Genomic DNA, 16,609 nt, shown 5'->3' with positions numbered 1-16,609 from the left:
CCGCACGAGGAGATCCCTGATGAGCACCCCGGCTGAGCGCGTCCACGACGCCACCCGTCGCCTCCTGACCCTGCTCGAGGAGGGCGAGTCGACGACGCCCGAGGCGATCGCGCCGCGCGCCGAGCTCGCCGAGGCCACGGCCGAGGCGGGCCAGCTCGAGGACGCCTACTACCAGGCCGACGAGCCGCTCAAGGACGCGCGCCGCGAGCACGGCGATGAGCACGAGGCGACCGCCCGGGCCCGCGCCGCGGTCGAGACGGTCGAAGCGATCGCGCGCCGCGCGAGGAGCGCCCCGCAGGGCTGAGCGCCCGGGGCAGGCTCACCAGGGGAAGCCCGCCTCCGTGAGCGCCGGTCCGCCTCCCCGCCGGCCGACTCCCTGCAGGTCGCCGTCGTGTGGTGCTGGTCGAACATGACGTGGACGTTCCCGATCAGCGGCGGGCACTCCTCCGCGGGGCAGACCGCCGGGAGCAGGTCGAGCCCGAACACCTCGCCCTCGCCGAGGCCCGCGCGCTCCTCCAGCCGCGCCGCATCGGTGCGCTCGGCCGCGCGGTCGAGGGCGGCCCGGGCGCCGAGCGCGGGGCGAGCCCGATCAGCAGGGCGAGGGCGGCCACCGCCCAGGAGCGCCGCGGGGCGGCGTCCGCCCAGCGCCAGCGCGGAGACCACGGGCGGGGGAGCGGGGCGGCGGCTCAGCCGCGCAGGAACGCCGCGCAGGCCTGCTGCAGCAGCAGCGGGTCCGCGGTCGCGCACATCTCGCGGGCGGAGTGCATCGACAGCGGCGTGATGCCCACGTCGATGGTCGTCATGCCCAGGCGCGTGGCGGTGATCGGACCGATCGTGGAGCCGCAGGGCATGGCGTTGTGCGAGACGAAGTGCTGGTGCGGGACGCCGGCCCGCTCGCAGGCGGCGACGAAGGCGGCGATGCCGACGGCGTCGGTCGCGTACCGCTGCTGCGCGTTGATCTTCAGCATCGGGCCCTCGCCCAGCCGGGGTCGGTTCACGGGGTCGTGGCGCTCGGGATAGTTCGGGTGGGCGGCGTGGCCGGCGTCCGCGGAGAGGACGAGCGAGGAGGCGAGGACCTGCCGGCGGCTCGCCTCGTCGCCGCCGAGCGCGGCGTGGACGCGCACCAGCACGTCCTCGAGGAAGGGGCCGGCGGCGCCGGAGCGGGTCGCGGAGCCGACCTCCTCGTGGTCGTTGGCGACCATCAGCGCGATCGGGGTGGGCCCGTCGGCCCTGGCGGGGCGCTCGCCGGCGGCGACGGCGAGCGGCGCCTCGACCTCGGCGTGCACGGAGGTGAGGTTGTCCAGTCGGCCGGAGGCGAGGAACTCCTCGTCGGCGCCGAAGAGCGCCGGGGCCTGCGCGTCCACCGTCACCACGTCGAGGCCGACCACGTCGGCGCGGCGCACCCCGGCGTGGTGGGCGAGGATCTCCAGCACGTCCACGCCCTCGAAGCCGAGGATCGGCCGCATGTGCCGCCGCGGGTCCAGGGTCAGGCCGTCCTTGTTCACGGCGCGGTCCAGGTGCACTGCGAGCCGCGGGACGCGCAGACAGGCCGGGGGTGTCCACGAGCACGGTCGTGCCGTCGGCCAGTGCGAGCCGGCCCGCGAGGCGCGGCTCCCGGTCCAGCCAGGAGTTCAGCAGGCGGGCCGCCGTAGATCTCGACGCCCACCTGGGCGAGGCCCTCCGCGCCGAGGCGGGGATCGGGCTTGACCTTCAGGCCGGGGGAGTCGGTGTGGGAGCCGACGATGCGGAAGGTGCTCGCCGCGTCCGCGCCCGCGGGGGCGGTCCAGGCGATCAGCGAGCCGTCGCGCGCGACGTAGCGGTCGCCCGCGACGTCCTCGGCCGACCAGGCCGCGGTCTCGACCAGCTCGGTGAAGCCGGCCTCCGCGAGGCGTCGGGCCGCCTCGCGGGCGGCGTGGAAGCTCGAGGGGGAGGCGGTGACGAAGGCGCCGAGGTCGAGGGCGGCGGCACGGGCGCGGGGCGAGGGGGAGGCGGCGGAGAACGACATCACCCCGTCATTGAACCATTCGGCGCGGGCGGCCGACGGGGAGGGCGGGCGGCCGACGGGGCGCGCGGGCGTCCATCGGGCCGGGCAGGCCGCCCGACGGGCCGGGCGCCGGGGCCTCAGCCGGCGTCGCGGATGCCGCCGGGGCCGTCCGGGCCCTCGAGCGCCTCCGTCATCGCCGGGGTGATGACCTGCTGGACGAAGCGCTTGGTGAGGTGGTCGTCGTCGAGGTACACGTAGCTGTCGCCGAGGACGGGGAGCGACGGCCGTCGGGACAGATCAGCGGGCTGAAGTCGAGCGAGGTCAGGGTGCCTCCGCCCTCCGCGGCGACGAGCCCGGCCGCGGGGCTCTCGGGCGCGAGCTTCTCCGCGGCGTCCGCGCCGCAGGCCGCATCGGCCTCCTCGGGCGTGCCGCCCTCGGTGATCACGGCCTCCGCGCAGGAGTACGCGTTCTCCTCCCAGCGCGGGTTGTCGCGGACGCTGATCACGTCGATGCCGCGGGCGGTGAGGATCTCGACCGCATTGCCCATGCCCTCGGGCATCGTCTCCTCGGGGCCCTCGGGGGAGGTGCGGGTCGAGGTGGTCAGCACCACCTCCGGTCGCACGGCGTCGAGGTACTCCAGCGCGTACTCGTCGTAGCCGTCGCAGTACTCGCCGCGCACGGAGCCGGGCGCGAAGTCGCGACCGTCCATGTGCAGGTTCACGATCTGCAGGTCGTGCTCCTCCGCCCAGGGCAGCGGCGCGGGGACGTACTGGCGGGCGTGGGAGCCGCCGAGCACCACCACCACCCCGGCGGGCTCCGCATCGTCGGGCAGGAGCTGGTCGCAGGGGACGTGGCGGAACTCGGTGGCCGGCTCCCACGGCCCGGAGCAGTCCTCCGGCGGCGCCGGCCACTGGGCGTTCAGCTCCCAGCCCCGGGGGAGCACCTCCGGCGGCGTCTCGGAGGGCACCTCGTCGGTGGGCAGGGCCGGGGAGGCCGTCGCGGCGGGGTCCGGCTCGACCTCGCGGGTCAGCGAGCGGGACCAGGCCCCGGCGGTCCCGGCCACCAGGGCGACGCTCAGCGCGATCGCGGTCAGGGACCGCCAGGGCCGTGCCTCCAGCCACGCCGAGCGGCGGATCGGCGCGTCCACCAGGCGGGTCAGCGCCCAGGCCAGCGACACCGAGGCGGTGAGCACCGCGAGGCCGTCCAGCGGCCCCGCCCGCTCCTGTCCGCTGTGATGCGACCACATCACCAGCAGCGGCCAGTGCACCAGGTAGAGGGCGTAGGAGATGTCGCCGACGAAGGCGGCCGGGCGCGTGGACAGCAGTGCGTCCGCGCCCCAGCGCCGGCCCGAGTGCCCCGCGACCACGACCGCGCCCGCCGCCGCCAGCGGCCACAGCGCGATCCAGCCCGGGAAGAGGGAGGAGACGTCCACCAGCACCCCGACGGCGAGGAGGGAGGCGATCCCCGCCCAGCCCAGCGGCGCCCTCGCCGTGCCGAAGCGGGGGCGCTGGGCGTCCTCCGGGCGCTGAGCGCCGCTGATCCGGTCCAGCGGCGGCAGGGTGAGCGCCAGCAGCGAGCCGGCCGCGAACTCCCACATCCGCGCGGCCGTGTCGAAGTACGCGATCTGCTTGCTGGGACTGGGTGGAGAGGATCGACCAGACGAGCGAGGCCGCACCGATCACGGAGACGATCGCGATCAGCGGCAGGCGCACCGACCTGCCGGCCCGGGCCCGGCGCCGCACCAGCAGGAACAGCGGCGGCCAGACCACGAAGGCCTGGCCCTGGACGCTCAGGGACCAGAAGTGCTGCAGCGGGGACGCGGCGCCGGCGTCCTGGTTCTGGTAGTCGACCTGCGGCACCGCCAGCAGCAGGTTCTGCAGGTAGATCGCCGAGGCGACCGCCTGCTCCATCACCGGGATCCACTGCGAGGGCGGCGGCGGCACGGCGGTGCCCGCGAGCACGAGCAGGATCGTCACCGCCGCGGGCGGCGACAGGCGCTTGAAGGTGTGCGGCCAGTAGTGCGGGATCCGCAGGGGACGGCCGCTCTCGAGCCGGCGCACGAAGGTGCCGGTGAGGAAGAAGGCGGAGAGGAACAGGAAGACGTCCACGCCGCCGGAGACCCGCCCGAGCCAGACGTGGTAGACCGCGACCAGGCCCAGCGCCACCGCCCGCAGGCCGTGCGGCTCGGCGCGGAAGGCGGGGCGCGCCGGCGGCCGTCGCTCCGGGCCGGGCGCGCGGGCGCGCTCCCGTCGGTCCCCGGGGCCTCGTCGGCCGGTCCGGGCCGGCCGTAGCGGCCGGCGGCGGTCGCCCCCGAGACGGACTCACCGGTGGACCAGGCGTCCTCCGCCTCCTGCTCGGCGTACTCCTCCACCGGTCCCTGCGACCAGTCCTCCAGGGTGGTGCCGCGCACGGGCGCCGGCTCGGCGAGCCAGTCCTCGAGCCGGGTGCGGGGACGCGAGGAGCGGCCGACGGGCTCGTCGACCGGGTCCTGGACCCAGTCGGAGAGCTCGTCGGCCGGGGTCCGTCCCTGCTCGGAGTCGCGCACCCGGGGAGGACGTCAGGGACGACCCATGGAGCGGTAGGTCCAGCCGGCCTCGCGCCAGGCGGCCGGGTCCAGGACGTTGCGGCCGTCGATCATGACGGGCGCGGCCACGACCTCCCGCGGCCCGCACCGGGTCCAGCTCCTTGAACTGCGTCCACTCCGTCAGCAGCGGCGACGATGTCCGCGCCGGCGGCGGCCTCGTAGGCGTCGGCCGCGATGGCGAGGTTCGGGCGCTCGGCGTGGACGCGGGCGTTCGCCGCCGGGTCCGTGACCACGACATCGGCGCCGCGGCCGGAGATCTTCGAGGCGATGTACAGGGCGGGGGACTGGCGGGTGTCGTCGGAGTCCGGCTTGAACGCGGCGCCGAGCACGGCCACGCGCTTGCCGGTGAAGCCGCCGCCGAGCTCCTTGCGTGCCATGTTCACCACGTGGTCGCGGCGGCGGTTGTTGACGTGGTCCACCTCGCGCAGGAAGCCGAGCGCCTCGGTGACGCCGAGCTCGCCGGCGCGGGCCATGAAGGCGCGGATGTCCTTGGGCAGGCGACCGCCGCCGAAGCCGATCCCGGCACGGAGGAACTTCGGGCCGATGCGGTCGTCCAGGCCGATCGCCTCGGCGACGACGGAGACGTCCGCCCCGGTGGCCTCGCAGATCTCCGCCACGGCGTTGATGAAGGAGATCTTCGTGGCCAGGAACGAGTTCGCGGAGACCTTCACGAGCTCCGCGGTGGCGTAGTTGCCCGCCACCAGCGGGGTGCCGTTCTCCAGCATCGTGCCGTACATCTCGTCGAGCACCGCGCGGGCACGGGCGGACTCGGCGGGATCCTCGGGCAGGCCGTAGACGATGCGGTCCGGGCGCAGGGTGTCCTCCACGGCGAAGCCCTCGCGCAGGAACTCCGGGTTCCAGGCCAGCGCGTTCTCGCGGCCGGCGGCGCGCAGGCGCTCACGCAGCGAGGCGGCGGTACCCACCGGGACGGTGGAGCGCCCCAGCACCACGGCGTCCTCGGCGAGATAGGGGATCAGGGCATCGACCGCGGCGTGGACGTAGGTGAGATCGGCGCCGGCGGCGTCGATCAGCCGCGGGGTGCCCACGCAGATCACGTGGGCGGTGTAGTCGGCGGCGAGGGAGTAGTCGGTGGAGAAGCGGAGGCGGCCGGCCTCGAGGGCGTCCTGGAGCACCTTCTCGAAGCCGGGCTCGTGGAACGGGGCGATGCCCCGGTTGAGGTCGTCGACCTTCTTCTGATCGACGTCCAGGCCCAGGACCTCGTGCCCGATCGACGCCATCGACGCGGCGTAGACCGCGCCCAAATACCCACAACCGATGGTGCTGATTCTCATGAGGGGAGGATACAAGCCCCGTCCCGCGCCGCGGCCGGTCAGGGGCGGGGCACGGCCAGGATCACTCCGCGACCTCGAGCGGCCCTCGCTGCGCCAGCTCGTCCTGCACCGCGCCGGGCGACACCCAGATGCGGTAGCCGTAGCTGGGGCGGCCCACCACGGCGCGCGCCCCCAGCTCCTCGGCCCGCTCCCAGTGCTCGCAGGACATCACCAGATCCGCGGTGAACTCCTCGTCCTTCTGCGTCTCCACCACGTGAGGGTTACGAGGCGACATCCACACCGCGATCGAGTTCAGCGCCACGGCCCGGTTCGGGCCGTGCTCCGGCGGGCGACCGTAGTCGAAGTCCAGCGCCATCCGCTCCTGCCCGGTGGCCTGCTCCACGGACTCCACCGCCGCGATCATGTTTCGTGGCGGGTAACGGGTCTGATCCGGATCCGCCACCAGGGACGTGGCCAGTGCCGCGATCCCCACCAGCACCACCATCGCCCGCGGGCGGCGCACCGTCAGCGCCAGCACGCCCAGGGAGACCAGGACGGCGAGCGAGGCCCACAGCCAGAAGCTGTTCTGGTTCGCCAGGCTCGGCACCAGCGGCGTGGTGAAGGGCTCCTCCGGGAACAGTCCCGCCCACGCGAGCACCGAGGAGGCGTTCGCCGGGCCGTTCGTGGAGCCCCACACCGGCACGCTCGGCGCCACCCAGAACACCACCAGCGCGGCCCAGGGCACGAACAGGAGGGCGCTGAGGCCCACCAGGCGTGCCGAGGCCTGGCGCAAGCAGGTACGCCAGCGCGATCACCGAGAGGATCGCGCCGATGTTGTCCAGGTAGCGGGAGTACACCCAGGCGTCGAAGCGGCGGCCTCCGTCGGGCGGCGCAGCAGGTAGCCCCGGGTCCACCAGATGGTGCTCATGAGGAACGCCGACAGCGCCAGGCCGAGGTAGAAGGTGTGGATCCCCGGGCGCAGGCGGCGCGGCTCCTCCACCGTGGACAGGGCGACGATCAGCGCGCCCACCACGGTGAGCCCCAGGTACCCCAGGGCCTGCACCCACCCCTGGCTCAGCACCACCTTGGCGAACAGGTCCAGCGAGGCGCTCTCGAGCCCCTGGAGCGACGACGTCCTCCTTGCCGTAGCCGCGCAGCGACACCGTCTCCGCGAGCGCCTCGGCGAGCGGGCCCACCACCCGCCAGACCAGCACCGCCCCCGCGGCGCCGGCCAGGCCGATCCGCCAGTTGCGCAGGCAGAAGCACAGGAACCAGATCGCGACCGTCCCCAGCGGCGCCAGCGCGCGGGAATGGATGAAGAACGCGCCGGTCGCCGCGGCCAGCGGCGCGGCGGCCCGGCCCCAGCTGGGCTTCTCCCACAGACGGTGCACGGCCAGGGCGGTGAGCGCGTAGAACAGCATCAGCGGTCGCTCGCTGAGCGCGTAGTCCGCCAGCAGGGAGCGGCCCGGGAACATCATCACCACCGCGGAGATCGCGATCCCTTGCGGCCAGGACACCCCGAAGCGGCGCGCGATCGCGGCCAGCGGCGCGATCGTGGCCAGCGCCAGCAGGTTCCCGATCCACACGGCGGCGGTGTACACGGCATACGCGTCGTCGGTGAACCACCACACCGGCGCGATCATCACCGCCCAGCCGGGGTAGTAGCCGGAGCCGGAGACCGGCGTGAGCCCGCGCTCGCCCGCGATCCAGCGCGCCGTCTGCATCGGGTGCCCCTCGTCCCAGGGGGTGCGCGGGGCGAGGGCGGTCTGGGCGATGTCCCAGTACAGCCAGGTGCACGCCAGCACGGCGGCGACAGCGATCAACCACCACAGGGCGTCCCCACGGGCCGTGCCGGCCATGGGCGGGACCGTGCGCGCCGCCGTCTCGTCGCGGCGATGGCGGGCGGTGCCGGGGACGCGGGGCACGGGGGCCGGGTCGCGCCGGGCGCCCCCGTGCGTGGGGACGGACTCGGGGGTGGTCACTCAGGAGCTCCTGCGACGATCGGTGGGGACGGGGTGGGCAGAGGGCCCTGCGGTGCGCTGGGGCCGGCGGGTGATCTCAACGGTCCAGCAGTCCCGCGTCCTCGAGCGCGGCCTGCTCCTCCCCGGGCGAAGACCCACAGGGCATAGCCGTAGTAGCCGCTGTCGCTCACCCGCAGAGCCCCGAGCTCCGCCGCCTCCGGCCAGTCCGCGCAGGAGACCACGTACTCGGAGTCGAACGGGGTGCCCTGCGGCGGATCGGCGAGGTCCACGTCCCGCGGGGACAGCCAGAAGCCCAGCCAGTTCATCACCTGGTGGCGGGTCAGTCCCGGGCCGCTGCAAGAGTAGTCCATGTCCACCTCCGCCTGCTCGCCGGTGACGGCCTCGACCCGCTCCACGGCCTGCTCGATCGCCACCGGGGCGTCCCGCCGCTGCGAGGGATCCGCCTGCAGCGAGAGGGTCACGGCGGTGGCGAGCGAGCAGGGCGATCAGCACGCGCGGGGCACGGCGCAGCGAGCAGGGCGGCCAGCGGCGCGGCCGCCCCGAACAGCGAGGCCCACACCCAGAACCTGTTCTCGTTGCCGGCGGTGGGTCGCTGGGGGAGCGGGAACGGCTCGGTGGGAAACATCGAGACCCAGCTCAGCGAGCGCCGAGGAGTTGCCGGGGCCGTCGAGCGCGCCCCACAGGGCGACGTCCTTCGCGACCCACAGCACCACCGGCGGCGCCACCGCGGCGAAGAGTCCCAGTGCCGCGAGCAGCGGGCCGCGCCGCGACCCTCGCACCAGCGCCACGAGCGCCACCAGCACCAGCAGGGTCGCGACGTGGTCCACGTATCGGGTGTAGATCCACACGTCCAGTCGCACGTAGCCGTCCCCGGCCCAGAGGAAGTCCGGCCGGGTCCACCACACGGCGCTCAGCAGCGGCGCGGACAGGCACGTGCCCAGCAGGAACACCCCGGGACCGATCCGCCACCGCCGCGGCTCGCGCACCGCCCACGCCGTCACCACCACGGCGCCGATCGCGGCCAGCCCCGCGGTCCCCACCGCCTGCGCCCAGCTCTGGTTCAGCGACACCCTGGCGAAGAGGCCCACGGAACCGTTCTCGAAGACCTGGCCCAGCAGGCCCTCCTTGCCGCCAGCGCCGCCCAGGAGGGTGGCGTCGAGCACATGGGCGGAGAACCGCCGCACTGCGAGGCTCGTCACGGCCAGCGGCGGCGGCCCCACCGCCGCCACCCGCCAGTGACGCACCGCCATCAGCGCCAGCCACACCCCGGCGGTGGCCACCAGGGCCAGCTCGCGGGAGTGCGTGAGGTAGCAGGCCGCCACGCAGAGCACGAACACCACCGTGCGCGCACCGTGGGGCGCCGCCACAGCGCATGCATCGCCAGCACCGTCCAGGCCAGCACGAAGAGGATCACCTGCTCGCTGAGGGCGTAGTCCGCCAGCACCGTCCTGCCGGGGAGGCAGAGGGCCAGCGCGGAGACGGTGAGCGCCGGCGCGACGGGGAGGCCCATGCGGCGTGCAAGCAGGGTCAACGGGGCGATCGTGGCGACGGCCAGCACGTTCCCAATCAGCACCGCGAGCTGGTAGAGCCGCTCCGGATCATCGGTGAACCACCACAGCGGGGCGAGAATCAGCGCCCAGCCCGGGTAGTAGCCAGCGCCGGAGAGGGGCAAGACCTCGTGGTCGCCGGCGAGATAGCGGGCGGTCTCCAGGGGGTGGATCTCGTCCCATGGAGTGCGGGGCGCGATCGCCGAGCGGCTGATCTCCCAGTGCAGGTAGAGGCAGGCGCCCACCGCGACCGCCGCGGCCACCCACCACCACCAGGAGCGCGGCACCGTCACGGAGGTCCCGTCGGCGCGGCGGTGGGTGCCGGAGCCCGTGTGCGGGTTCGCGCGCGAGGGGCGCAGGCCGCGGGGAGGGGCGGCTCCGGGAATGGCCTCGGACACGGCATTCCCTCCAGGAGGCGACAGGGGCGGCGGACTCGCGGCAGTCTATCCACACGCCCTCCGGGCCCCGACCGGGGCGCGGGTACACTCGGCCCCGGTGCGCGGCGCCGGGTGGAGGCACCCGGAGCTCCCGCCCGGGGCCGTTCCGTGCTCCGCGGGGGGAGGGCGCATCCCCCTGACCATCACTCCTGGGAGGCCCTGTGCTCGACCGGCTGAAGAAGATCGCCAAGGACCTGCTGGCGATCACCTGGATCCGCCGCACCTACGAGGTGGTGAACCGTGGATTCCTGGAGTCCTTCGGCTCCAACCGGATCCTCACCCATCTCTTCTTCGCGGTGAATCCGCTCGCCTTCAACCGCGAGCAGTCCGCGGTCTTTGCGCGGGCGCCGGAACTACTACCGCAACAAGAGCACCTCCCGCACCACCCACGTGGAGCCGCGCCGCAACGTGCATCGGCTCGAGAAGGGGCTCATCATGCGGCCCCGCCGCGACGTGTTCGCCCGCGACTACATCACGGAGACCATCGAGTTCTACGAGACCGCGGCCCGGCAGTGGCGTCAGGCGCCCGGCGGCATGGACCAGTCGGAGATGGAGTGGGCGCATGACGTGCTCACCGAGTACTTCCGCGTGAGCGCGCGCACCGATCGCACGGTGGAGGCGGCCCGCGCCCGCTTCGAGGCGGTCGAGCACGGCGCCGAGAACACCGGCAAGATTCCTCACCCCAAGGAGATGGTGAGCGACATCTCCTACGGCTCGCTGCAGCCTCGCTCGCCCAGCGGCGCCGCGCGCGTGCGCTGGTTCGAGCAGAAGCCCGTGGAGCGGGAGCTGATCGACAAGGCGCGCGGGTGGCCCGCCAGGCGCCCACCGCCTGCAACCGCATCCCCTACGAGTTCCGGATCTTCGACGATCCGGCGCTGGCCCGCGAGGTCGCCGCGATCCCCTTCGGCTCCGCCGGCTACTCCGACAACGTGCCGGCCGTCGCCGTGGTGGTCGGCAAGCTCGAGTCCTACTTCAGCCCGCGCGACCGCCACGCCATCTACGTGGACAGCTCCCTCGCCGCGATGCAGTTCATCCTCGCCCTCGAGACCCTGGGCCTGAGCTCCTCGGTGATCAACTGGCCGGACTTCGAGCCGCTCGAGGCGAAGATGCGCGCCGTCTCTCCCTCGACACCAGCGACCGCGTGGTGATGCTGATCGCCTTCGGGTACGCGCACGACGAGGGCCTGGTGCCGTACTCCGCGAAGAAGTCCCTGGACACCTTCCGGCGCTACAACGACTGAGATGACGAACCTCCCCACCACGGCCGACGACCCGGCGCCCCCGACGCGCAGGCGCCCCGCAGGGCGGCGCGCGCCGCGCTGGATCGTCACCGTCCTGGTCGTCGGCCTCGTCGGCGTCCTCTTCGCCCGCTCCCTCGCCGCCAACTGGGCCGAGTTGCGCGCCGAGCACCTGCGCTTCAGCCCCTGGTGGCCGCTCGCGATCGTCTTCTTCGCCCTCGCGGTCGCCGTCACCGGCTCCGCCTGGGGCCGGATCGTGCGCTGGCTCGACCCCAGCGCGAGCATCAGCGCCCGCGAAGCGGTCGCGGTGCAGTGCCTGTCCTGGGTGCTGAAGTACATCCCCGGGCAGGTGGGCTCGGTGACGAACAAGGTGCTGTGGGCGGGCAAGAAGCGGATCAGCCGCACCCTGGTGCTGATCAGCTTCGTCTACGAGAACGTGTTCCTGCAGATCGCCTCGATCGTCCCGGCGCTGGTGATCCTGCTGGTGAGCCTCGGCCCCGGGATCCTCGGCGAGAACGCCACCCTCATGGTGGCCCCGTTGCTGGTGCTGATCCCGGCCGCGTTGGTGCTTGCACGCCCCCACGTTCCGCCGGATCCTGAACCTCCCAGCTGCGCCGGCTCCTCAAGCGTTCCGTGCCGCCGGAGTACTTCCTCTCCAGCGGCCGTGCCGCGCTCTCCGCGCTCGAGTTCGTCGCCGCCGCGGATCCTCAACGGCATCGGCTTCGTGCTGATCGCCGCCACGGTCAGCGACATCACCCCCGCCTACTGGTCGCCCTTCGCCGCCGCCTATGCGCTCGCCGGCGCCGTGGGCATCCTCGCGATCCTCGTGCCCAGCGGCCTCGGCGTGCGCGAGGCCGTCATCGTGCTGGTCCTCAGCCAGTACATCCCTGCTCCGGAGGCGATCGTCATCAGCCTCCTCTCCCGCCTCCTGGCGACGATCGGCGATGCCGTCGTCGCCGCGATCTATCTCATCGTCCGACGCACCATCCCCCAGGAGATCCGTCCATGAGCACCCCCCGCATCACCGTCATCGGTTCCGCGCTGTCCGGCAACAAGGGCGCCGCCGCCATGCTCGAGAGCGCCGTGCAGACCCTCGGCGAGCGTCTCGGCGAGGTCCAGTTCACGTTGCTGAGCATGTACCCCGAGGAGGACCGGGCCCAGAACCCGTACCCGAACCTCGAGGTCGTCGCCGCGGACCCCAAGACCCTCGGCGTCACCATCAACTCCCTCGCGCTCGCCCACCGGTCGCTGCCCCCGCTGCGCGGCCTTCTGCGCCGCCACCCGGCGATCCGCGCGCTCGCTGACAGCGACGTCTTGCTGGACCAGGGCGGCATCACCTTCACCGACGGCCGCGAGAAGTTCCTGCTCTACAACGTCGCCTCGATCCTCCCGGCGCTGAACCTGCACACCCCGGTGTTCAAGTGCGCCCAGGCCGTGGGCCCCTTCAAGAACCCGATCAACCGCGTCGTCTCGAAGATCTTCCTGCCCAAGGCGCAGACCCTCGTGACCCGTGGCCGCATCACCCACGAGTTCGCCGAGGGCCTGGGCCTGACGAACCTCGTCGCGGGCGCCGATTACGCCTTCTCCCTGGAGATGGACGGCACCGAGGAGCAGGGCCTGCGCGAGGCGGGCGTGGACCTCGACTTCTTCGCCGACGGCGAGGTGGTGGGCGTGTGCCCCTCCGTGGTGCTTTGCAGAAGAAGGTCGAGGCCCGCGGCGAGGACTACGTCGGCCAGCAGATCGCTTTCATCGAGCGCCTGCGCCGGGACGGGAAGAAGGTGCTTGCTGGTGCCGCACTCCGTGCGCACCGGCACCGAGAAGACCCACAACAACGACCTGCCGCTGTGCACCCGGATCAACGATCTGCTGGTGCCCGGCGAGGACGTGCTGTTCGTGGACCGAGAGCTGAGCTCCCAGCAGCCTGCGCCACCTCATCGGGCGCTGCGACCTGTTCGTGGCCAGCCGTTTCCACGCGATGGTCTCGTCGCTCGCGATGGCGGTGCCGACCCTGGTGATCGGGTGGAGCCACAAGTACCGCGAGGTGCTGGAGATGTTCGAGCTCGAGGAATGGGCCTTCGGCCACGACCAGCTCACGCCGAGCTACCTCTGGAGCCGGTTCGAGGACCTCTCCGCACGCCGTGACGAGGTGCAGGGGAAGCTCGATCAGCACCTGCCCGAGGTGAAGCGACGCTCGCTCGCCCAGGCCGATCTCATCGCCGAGCTGGTGATGGAGCGCGGCGCGGCCCGCGGCCGCTGACGAGGGGCCCGTGGGCGCGCAGGCGCCGCCGGCCCGGCCGTGCCGCGGGAGCGGGCGGCGCGCAGGGCCGGCGGCCTGCGCTTTCGGGTCTCGCAGGTCGCGCGCGCCCCCGGGGCCGGCTGGCAGTGGGGTGCGGCGGCGAGCGTCTTGCTCGCGCTCGTGCTCCACACCGTGATCGCGTGGGGAGCGAGGACGCCCTCCTTCCCCTTCGACGAAGTGGTGCTTGCTGCAGTACTCGACATTCCTCTCCGGGGGCGAGATGCCCACCCCGCCGCGCGGGGCCGGGTACTTCCCCGCCTGGAGCGTGGTGCTCGCGCCGATCTGGTGGGTCACCGGGAGTCCCGCCGTCGCCTACCGGCTCGCGATCGCGCTCGGCGTGGTCGTCTCGCTCGCCACGATCTGGCCGCTGGCACGCGCCGTGACCCGCTTGGGCCTCGCCGTCCCGCAGGCGACCGTCGTCGCCTCCCTGGTGATGGCGCGCCCGCCCGCGCCGTGCAGAGCGGCTACGTGACCAGCGAGAAGATGCTCTTCCTGGCCCTGGCCTGCACGATGCTCGCCGCCCTGCGCCTCTGGGAGCGGCCCACCGTGCCGCGCGCGGCGGTGTTCGCGATCGCGGCGGTGGTGCTGACCACGACGCACGCCCGGGCCGTGGTGCTTGCTGATCGCCTGCGTGATCTGGTCGCTGCTCGCTCGCCCTGCGCTCCTGGCGGGCGGCGCTGGCGGGTCTGGCCGTCGCGGCACCGCTGGGCTCCCTCGCGTTCTGGTCCGGCGGGTCGCTGAACCAGTACCTGGGCGGCGGTTTCAGCCAGGGCGAGAAGGTGCTGGGGACAGTGCGGGATTCCCGGCCGTCGCTGATGGTGCGCGCCCTCGTGGGGCAGGCCTGGGAGCAGACGGCCGGCAGTCTGGGCCTGGTGGCCGTGGGCCTGGTGGTGCTGGTGGTGCTGGTATGGCGTGAGTCGCGGCGGGAGCGCGCGTTCGGCCCCGCCTGCCTGCTGGCCGCGATGCTTGCTGGGCGTGGCCGTGCTCTCGGTGGGCCGGTGGGCGAACGAGGGGGAGCTGTACCTCGCCTCCTGGCGTCGGCTGGACGCCTGGCTGTACGGCCGCTACCTCGACCCTGTCACCGCGGCGCTGGTGGCGCTGGGCGCGGCGGCGGTGCCGCGCGGCGCGGGACGCCGAGTGGGGGGCGTCGCACTCGCCCTCACGGTGGCGCTGGTGGGCGTGACCGTGCTGTGGCTCGCGCCTGACGCCCCCACCTGGGGGTACGTCACTCCCGCGCACATCCCCGGGGTGATGCCGTGGTTCTGGACGCCGCCCGAGGCCACCTCGGAGACCTGGCCCTGGGGGCTGGTGCCGAGCCTCACCAACGACAACCGCTTCTGGCTGATGGCGAGCCTCCCGCCGCTGGCGGCTGCTCGCCGTGCTGACGGCGATCGGCCGGACCGGGCGCCGAGGCGCCCCCGTGCTCGCCGCATCGCTGCTGGTGGTCACGGCGGCGGGCACGCTCGCCGCCACCCGCGCCACCGACCACTTCCAGCGGCTGGAGGGGGCGTCCGGTGCTCGCCGACGAGATCAACCGCCTCCAGGCCGCGCACGGGGACGCCCTCACCGTCGAGTTCGACCGCTCCTGCACACCCGGGAGGCAGCGACGACGCGGTGGTGCAGAACTTCCTGGCCTACTGGATCCATCCCACCACGATGGGAGTGACCACGGACCGCAACGCCTCCGACGCTCAGATCACCCTGGGCTGCGACACCTGGCCCGAGGGCAGTGCCGCCGGGGCCCGCATGCTCTCCGACGTGCACAGCTACGGCTATCACGCCTGGATCAGGCCGGGACCGCTCCAGGACGAGCTCGCCGCCGAGGGCCTGCTGGACCCGGTCGCCGAGCCCGCGGCGGTGCCCTGACGCGCGGGCGCGTCCGTCGGCCCGCCGGTCCTCGCTCGCCGGCATCCCGGCCCCCGCGCGTCGGCCCCGCACCCCGACCCGCCCGTTCGTGCGGTGGCAGGTCTCACGACATGCCTGTGACGCCGGCTACCGGGCGGGCTAGGGGGCGCTGGATAGACTGGGCCGGTTCCGCGCGCGCCGGGGCGTCGGCGGCTGTTGACCGGCCGGGTCCGGGCACGTCGACGACAAGGTGATATCCCCATGAAGGTCTTCGTCCAGATCCCCTGCCTCAACGAGGAGCAGACGCTCCCGATGGTGCTCGACACGATCCCCAAGGAGTCGCCCGGCGTCGACTCCGTCGAGGTGCTGATCATCGACGACGGCTCGAGCGACCGCACCGTCGAGGTGGCGAAGGAGCACGGTGTCACGCACTTCGTGCGCCATGCCCGCAACATGGGGCTCGCCCGCTCCTTCCGCGACGGCGTGGACTACGCCCTCGCCCACGGCGCCGACATCGTCGTGAACACCGACGGCGACAATCAGTACAAGCAGGAGCGGATCGCCGATCTCGTCGCCCCCGTGGTCTCGGGCGAGGCGGACATCGCCATCGCCGACCGGCAGACGAAGAAGATCGCCCACTTCTCGCCCTTCAAGAAGGTCATGCAGCAGGTGGGCTCGCAGGTCGTGAACATCGCCGCGGAGACCGAGCGCCCGACGCCGCCTCCGGCTTCCGCGCCTACTCCAAGGCCTCGCTGATGCGCCTGAACGTCATCACGCAGTTCTCCTACTGCATGGAGACGATCATCCAGGCGGGCAACAAGCGCCTCCGCATCGCCTCGGTCCCGATCGACACGAACCCCAAGACCCGCGAGTCGCGGCTGTTCAACAACATCTTCCAGCACATGTGGAAGTCGGGCTCCGCGATCGTGCGCGCCTACCTGATGTTCAAGCCCCACACCGTCTTGCTGTGGCTCGCCGCCATCACGGGCGTCGTGGGCCTGGTTCCCTTCATCCGCTTCCTGATCTTCGCGCTGATGGGCGAGGGCGGCGGCCACATCCAGTCGCTGCTCTTCGGTCTCGTGCTGCTGACCTGCTCGTTCATGACCTTCGTGGTGATGATCATCGCCGATCTCGCGCGCACCAACCGGGTGCTCATGGAGGACGTGCTCGAACGGGTCAAGCTCATCCAGTACGGCACCCCGAACCATCCCCTCGTCGGCTCCGGGGGCACGGTGCCCACCTCAACCGGTCCGATCGCGACCGGCTGGGTCGACGGGAACGCGCCGGGCACGCGCGAGTACGCCCCGGGCACCGCGGTGACGGACGACGAGGTCGTGGACCAGTGGGCCGCGGCCGCCGGCCGCGAGACGCCGCACGGCCGACAGGGCTGACCGCCCGCGCGCGCACGCGGTCGACGGCACCCGCC

The 16,609-nt window shown here is 73.2% G+C and carries 16 protein-coding genes and 3 pseudogenes; 10 read left to right on the top strand and 9 right to left on the bottom strand.

From position 1 onward, the window contains the following. The first annotated feature begins 19 nt into the window (after positions 1-19). On the top strand, positions 20-304 hold the full coding sequence (locus WKH84_RS10415; RefSeq protein ID WP_341856575.1) for a hypothetical protein: 285 nt from the start codon (positions 20-22) through the stop codon (positions 302-304). A 382-nt stretch (positions 305-686) separates the two neighbouring features. Here the strand turns inward: WKH84_RS10415 and WKH84_RS10410 are convergent. The 9 genes and pseudogenes from WKH84_RS10410 to WKH84_RS10370 form a co-directional block, all read right to left on the bottom strand. Beyond that, positions 687-2,005: pseudogene (locus WKH84_RS10410) on the bottom strand (M18 family aminopeptidase). 169 nt (positions 2,006-2,174) lie between these two features. Further along, positions 2,175-3,581, bottom strand: coding sequence for an SGNH hydrolase domain-containing protein (locus WKH84_RS10405; protein ID WP_341856574.1), 1,407 nt, complete (start codon positions 3,579-3,581; stop codon positions 2,175-2,177). A 136-nt stretch (positions 3,582-3,717) separates the two neighbouring features. Next, positions 3,718-4,149, bottom strand: a pseudogene (locus WKH84_RS10400) (acyltransferase); the annotation flags it as partial. A 392-nt stretch (positions 4,150-4,541) separates the two neighbouring features. Then, positions 4,542-5,860 (bottom strand): annotated as a pseudogene (locus tag WKH84_RS10395) (UDP-glucose/GDP-mannose dehydrogenase family protein). 61 nt (positions 5,861-5,921) lie between these two features. Next, positions 5,922-6,134, bottom strand: coding sequence for a hypothetical protein (locus tag WKH84_RS10390; protein ID WP_341856573.1), 213 nt, complete (start codon positions 6,132-6,134; stop codon positions 5,922-5,924). Then, complete coding sequence (locus WKH84_RS10385; RefSeq protein ID WP_341856572.1) at positions 6,121-7,821, bottom strand: hypothetical protein; 1,701 nt, start codon at positions 7,819-7,821, stop codon at positions 6,121-6,123. The genes WKH84_RS10390 and WKH84_RS10385 overlap by 14 nt, the downstream gene beginning before the upstream one ends. Beyond that, entirely contained in the window at positions 7,818-8,282 is a 465-nt protein-coding gene (locus WKH84_RS10380) for a hypothetical protein (RefSeq protein WP_341856571.1), read from the bottom strand. The genes WKH84_RS10385 and WKH84_RS10380 overlap by 4 nt, the downstream gene beginning before the upstream one ends. A gap of 24 nt (positions 8,283-8,306) precedes the next feature. Beyond that, positions 8,307-9,161 carry a hypothetical protein gene (locus WKH84_RS10375; protein WP_341856570.1) on the bottom strand — a complete coding sequence of 285 codons (855 nt, stop codon included), beginning with the start codon at positions 9,159-9,161 and terminating at the stop codon, positions 8,307-8,309. Beyond that, positions 9,071-9,766 (bottom strand): hypothetical protein, encoded by a 696-nt coding sequence (locus WKH84_RS10370; protein WP_341856569.1) that lies wholly within the window; start codon positions 9,764-9,766, stop codon positions 9,071-9,073. Before WKH84_RS10370 ends, WKH84_RS10375 begins: the two co-directional genes overlap by 91 nt. A 200-nt stretch (positions 9,767-9,966) precedes the next feature. Between WKH84_RS10370 and WKH84_RS10365 the strand changes: the two genes are divergently transcribed. The 9 genes from WKH84_RS10365 to WKH84_RS10325 all read left to right on the top strand — a co-directional run bounded on the left by WKH84_RS10365 (position 9,967) and on the right by WKH84_RS10325 (position 16,574). Next, entirely contained in the window at positions 9,967-10,371 is a 405-nt protein-coding gene (locus WKH84_RS10365) for a hypothetical protein (RefSeq protein WP_341856568.1), read from the top strand. 240 nt (positions 10,372-10,611) lie between these two features. Further along, complete coding sequence (locus tag WKH84_RS10360) at positions 10,612-10,953, top strand: nitroreductase family protein (protein WP_341856567.1); 342 nt, start codon at positions 10,612-10,614, stop codon at positions 10,951-10,953. A gap of 93 nt (positions 10,954-11,046) precedes the next feature. Beyond that, positions 11,047-12,051 carry a lysylphosphatidylglycerol synthase domain-containing protein gene (locus WKH84_RS10355; RefSeq protein WP_341856566.1) on the top strand — a complete coding sequence of 335 codons (1,005 nt, stop codon included), beginning with the start codon at positions 11,047-11,049 and terminating at the stop codon, positions 12,049-12,051. Next, positions 12,048-13,184, top strand: a complete 1,137-nt coding sequence (locus tag WKH84_RS10350; protein ID WP_341856565.1) for a polysaccharide pyruvyl transferase family protein — start codon at positions 12,048-12,050, stop codon at positions 13,182-13,184. The genes WKH84_RS10355 and WKH84_RS10350 overlap by 4 nt, the downstream gene beginning before the upstream one ends. 338 nt (positions 13,185-13,522) lie before the next feature. Beyond that, positions 13,523-13,810, top strand: coding sequence for a hypothetical protein (locus WKH84_RS10345; protein WP_341856564.1), 288 nt, complete (start codon positions 13,523-13,525; stop codon positions 13,808-13,810). Then, complete coding sequence (locus WKH84_RS10340; protein WP_341856563.1) at positions 13,807-14,079, top strand: hypothetical protein; 273 nt, start codon at positions 13,807-13,809, stop codon at positions 14,077-14,079. Before WKH84_RS10345 ends, WKH84_RS10340 begins: the two co-directional genes overlap by 4 nt. 225 nt (positions 14,080-14,304) lie before the next feature. Beyond that, positions 14,305-15,204, top strand: coding sequence for a hypothetical protein (locus WKH84_RS10335; protein ID WP_341856562.1), 900 nt, complete (start codon positions 14,305-14,307; stop codon positions 15,202-15,204). A 240-nt stretch (positions 15,205-15,444) separates the two neighbouring features. Next, complete coding sequence (locus tag WKH84_RS10330; RefSeq protein ID WP_341856561.1) at positions 15,445-15,939, top strand: glycosyltransferase family 2 protein; 495 nt, start codon at positions 15,445-15,447, stop codon at positions 15,937-15,939. Beyond that, entirely contained in the window at positions 15,939-16,574 is a 636-nt protein-coding gene (locus WKH84_RS10325) for a hypothetical protein (protein WP_341856560.1), read from the top strand. Before WKH84_RS10330 ends, WKH84_RS10325 begins: the two co-directional genes overlap by 1 nt. Positions 16,575-16,609: the final 35 nt, after the last annotated feature.

Origin of the sequence: Brachybacterium sp. GPGPB12 (genome assembly GCF_038396325.1) — a bacterium.
GTDB lineage: Bacteria > Actinomycetota > Actinomycetes > Actinomycetales > Dermabacteraceae > Brachybacterium > Brachybacterium conglomeratum.
This window is presented reverse-complemented; position numbering and strand designations above follow the sequence as displayed.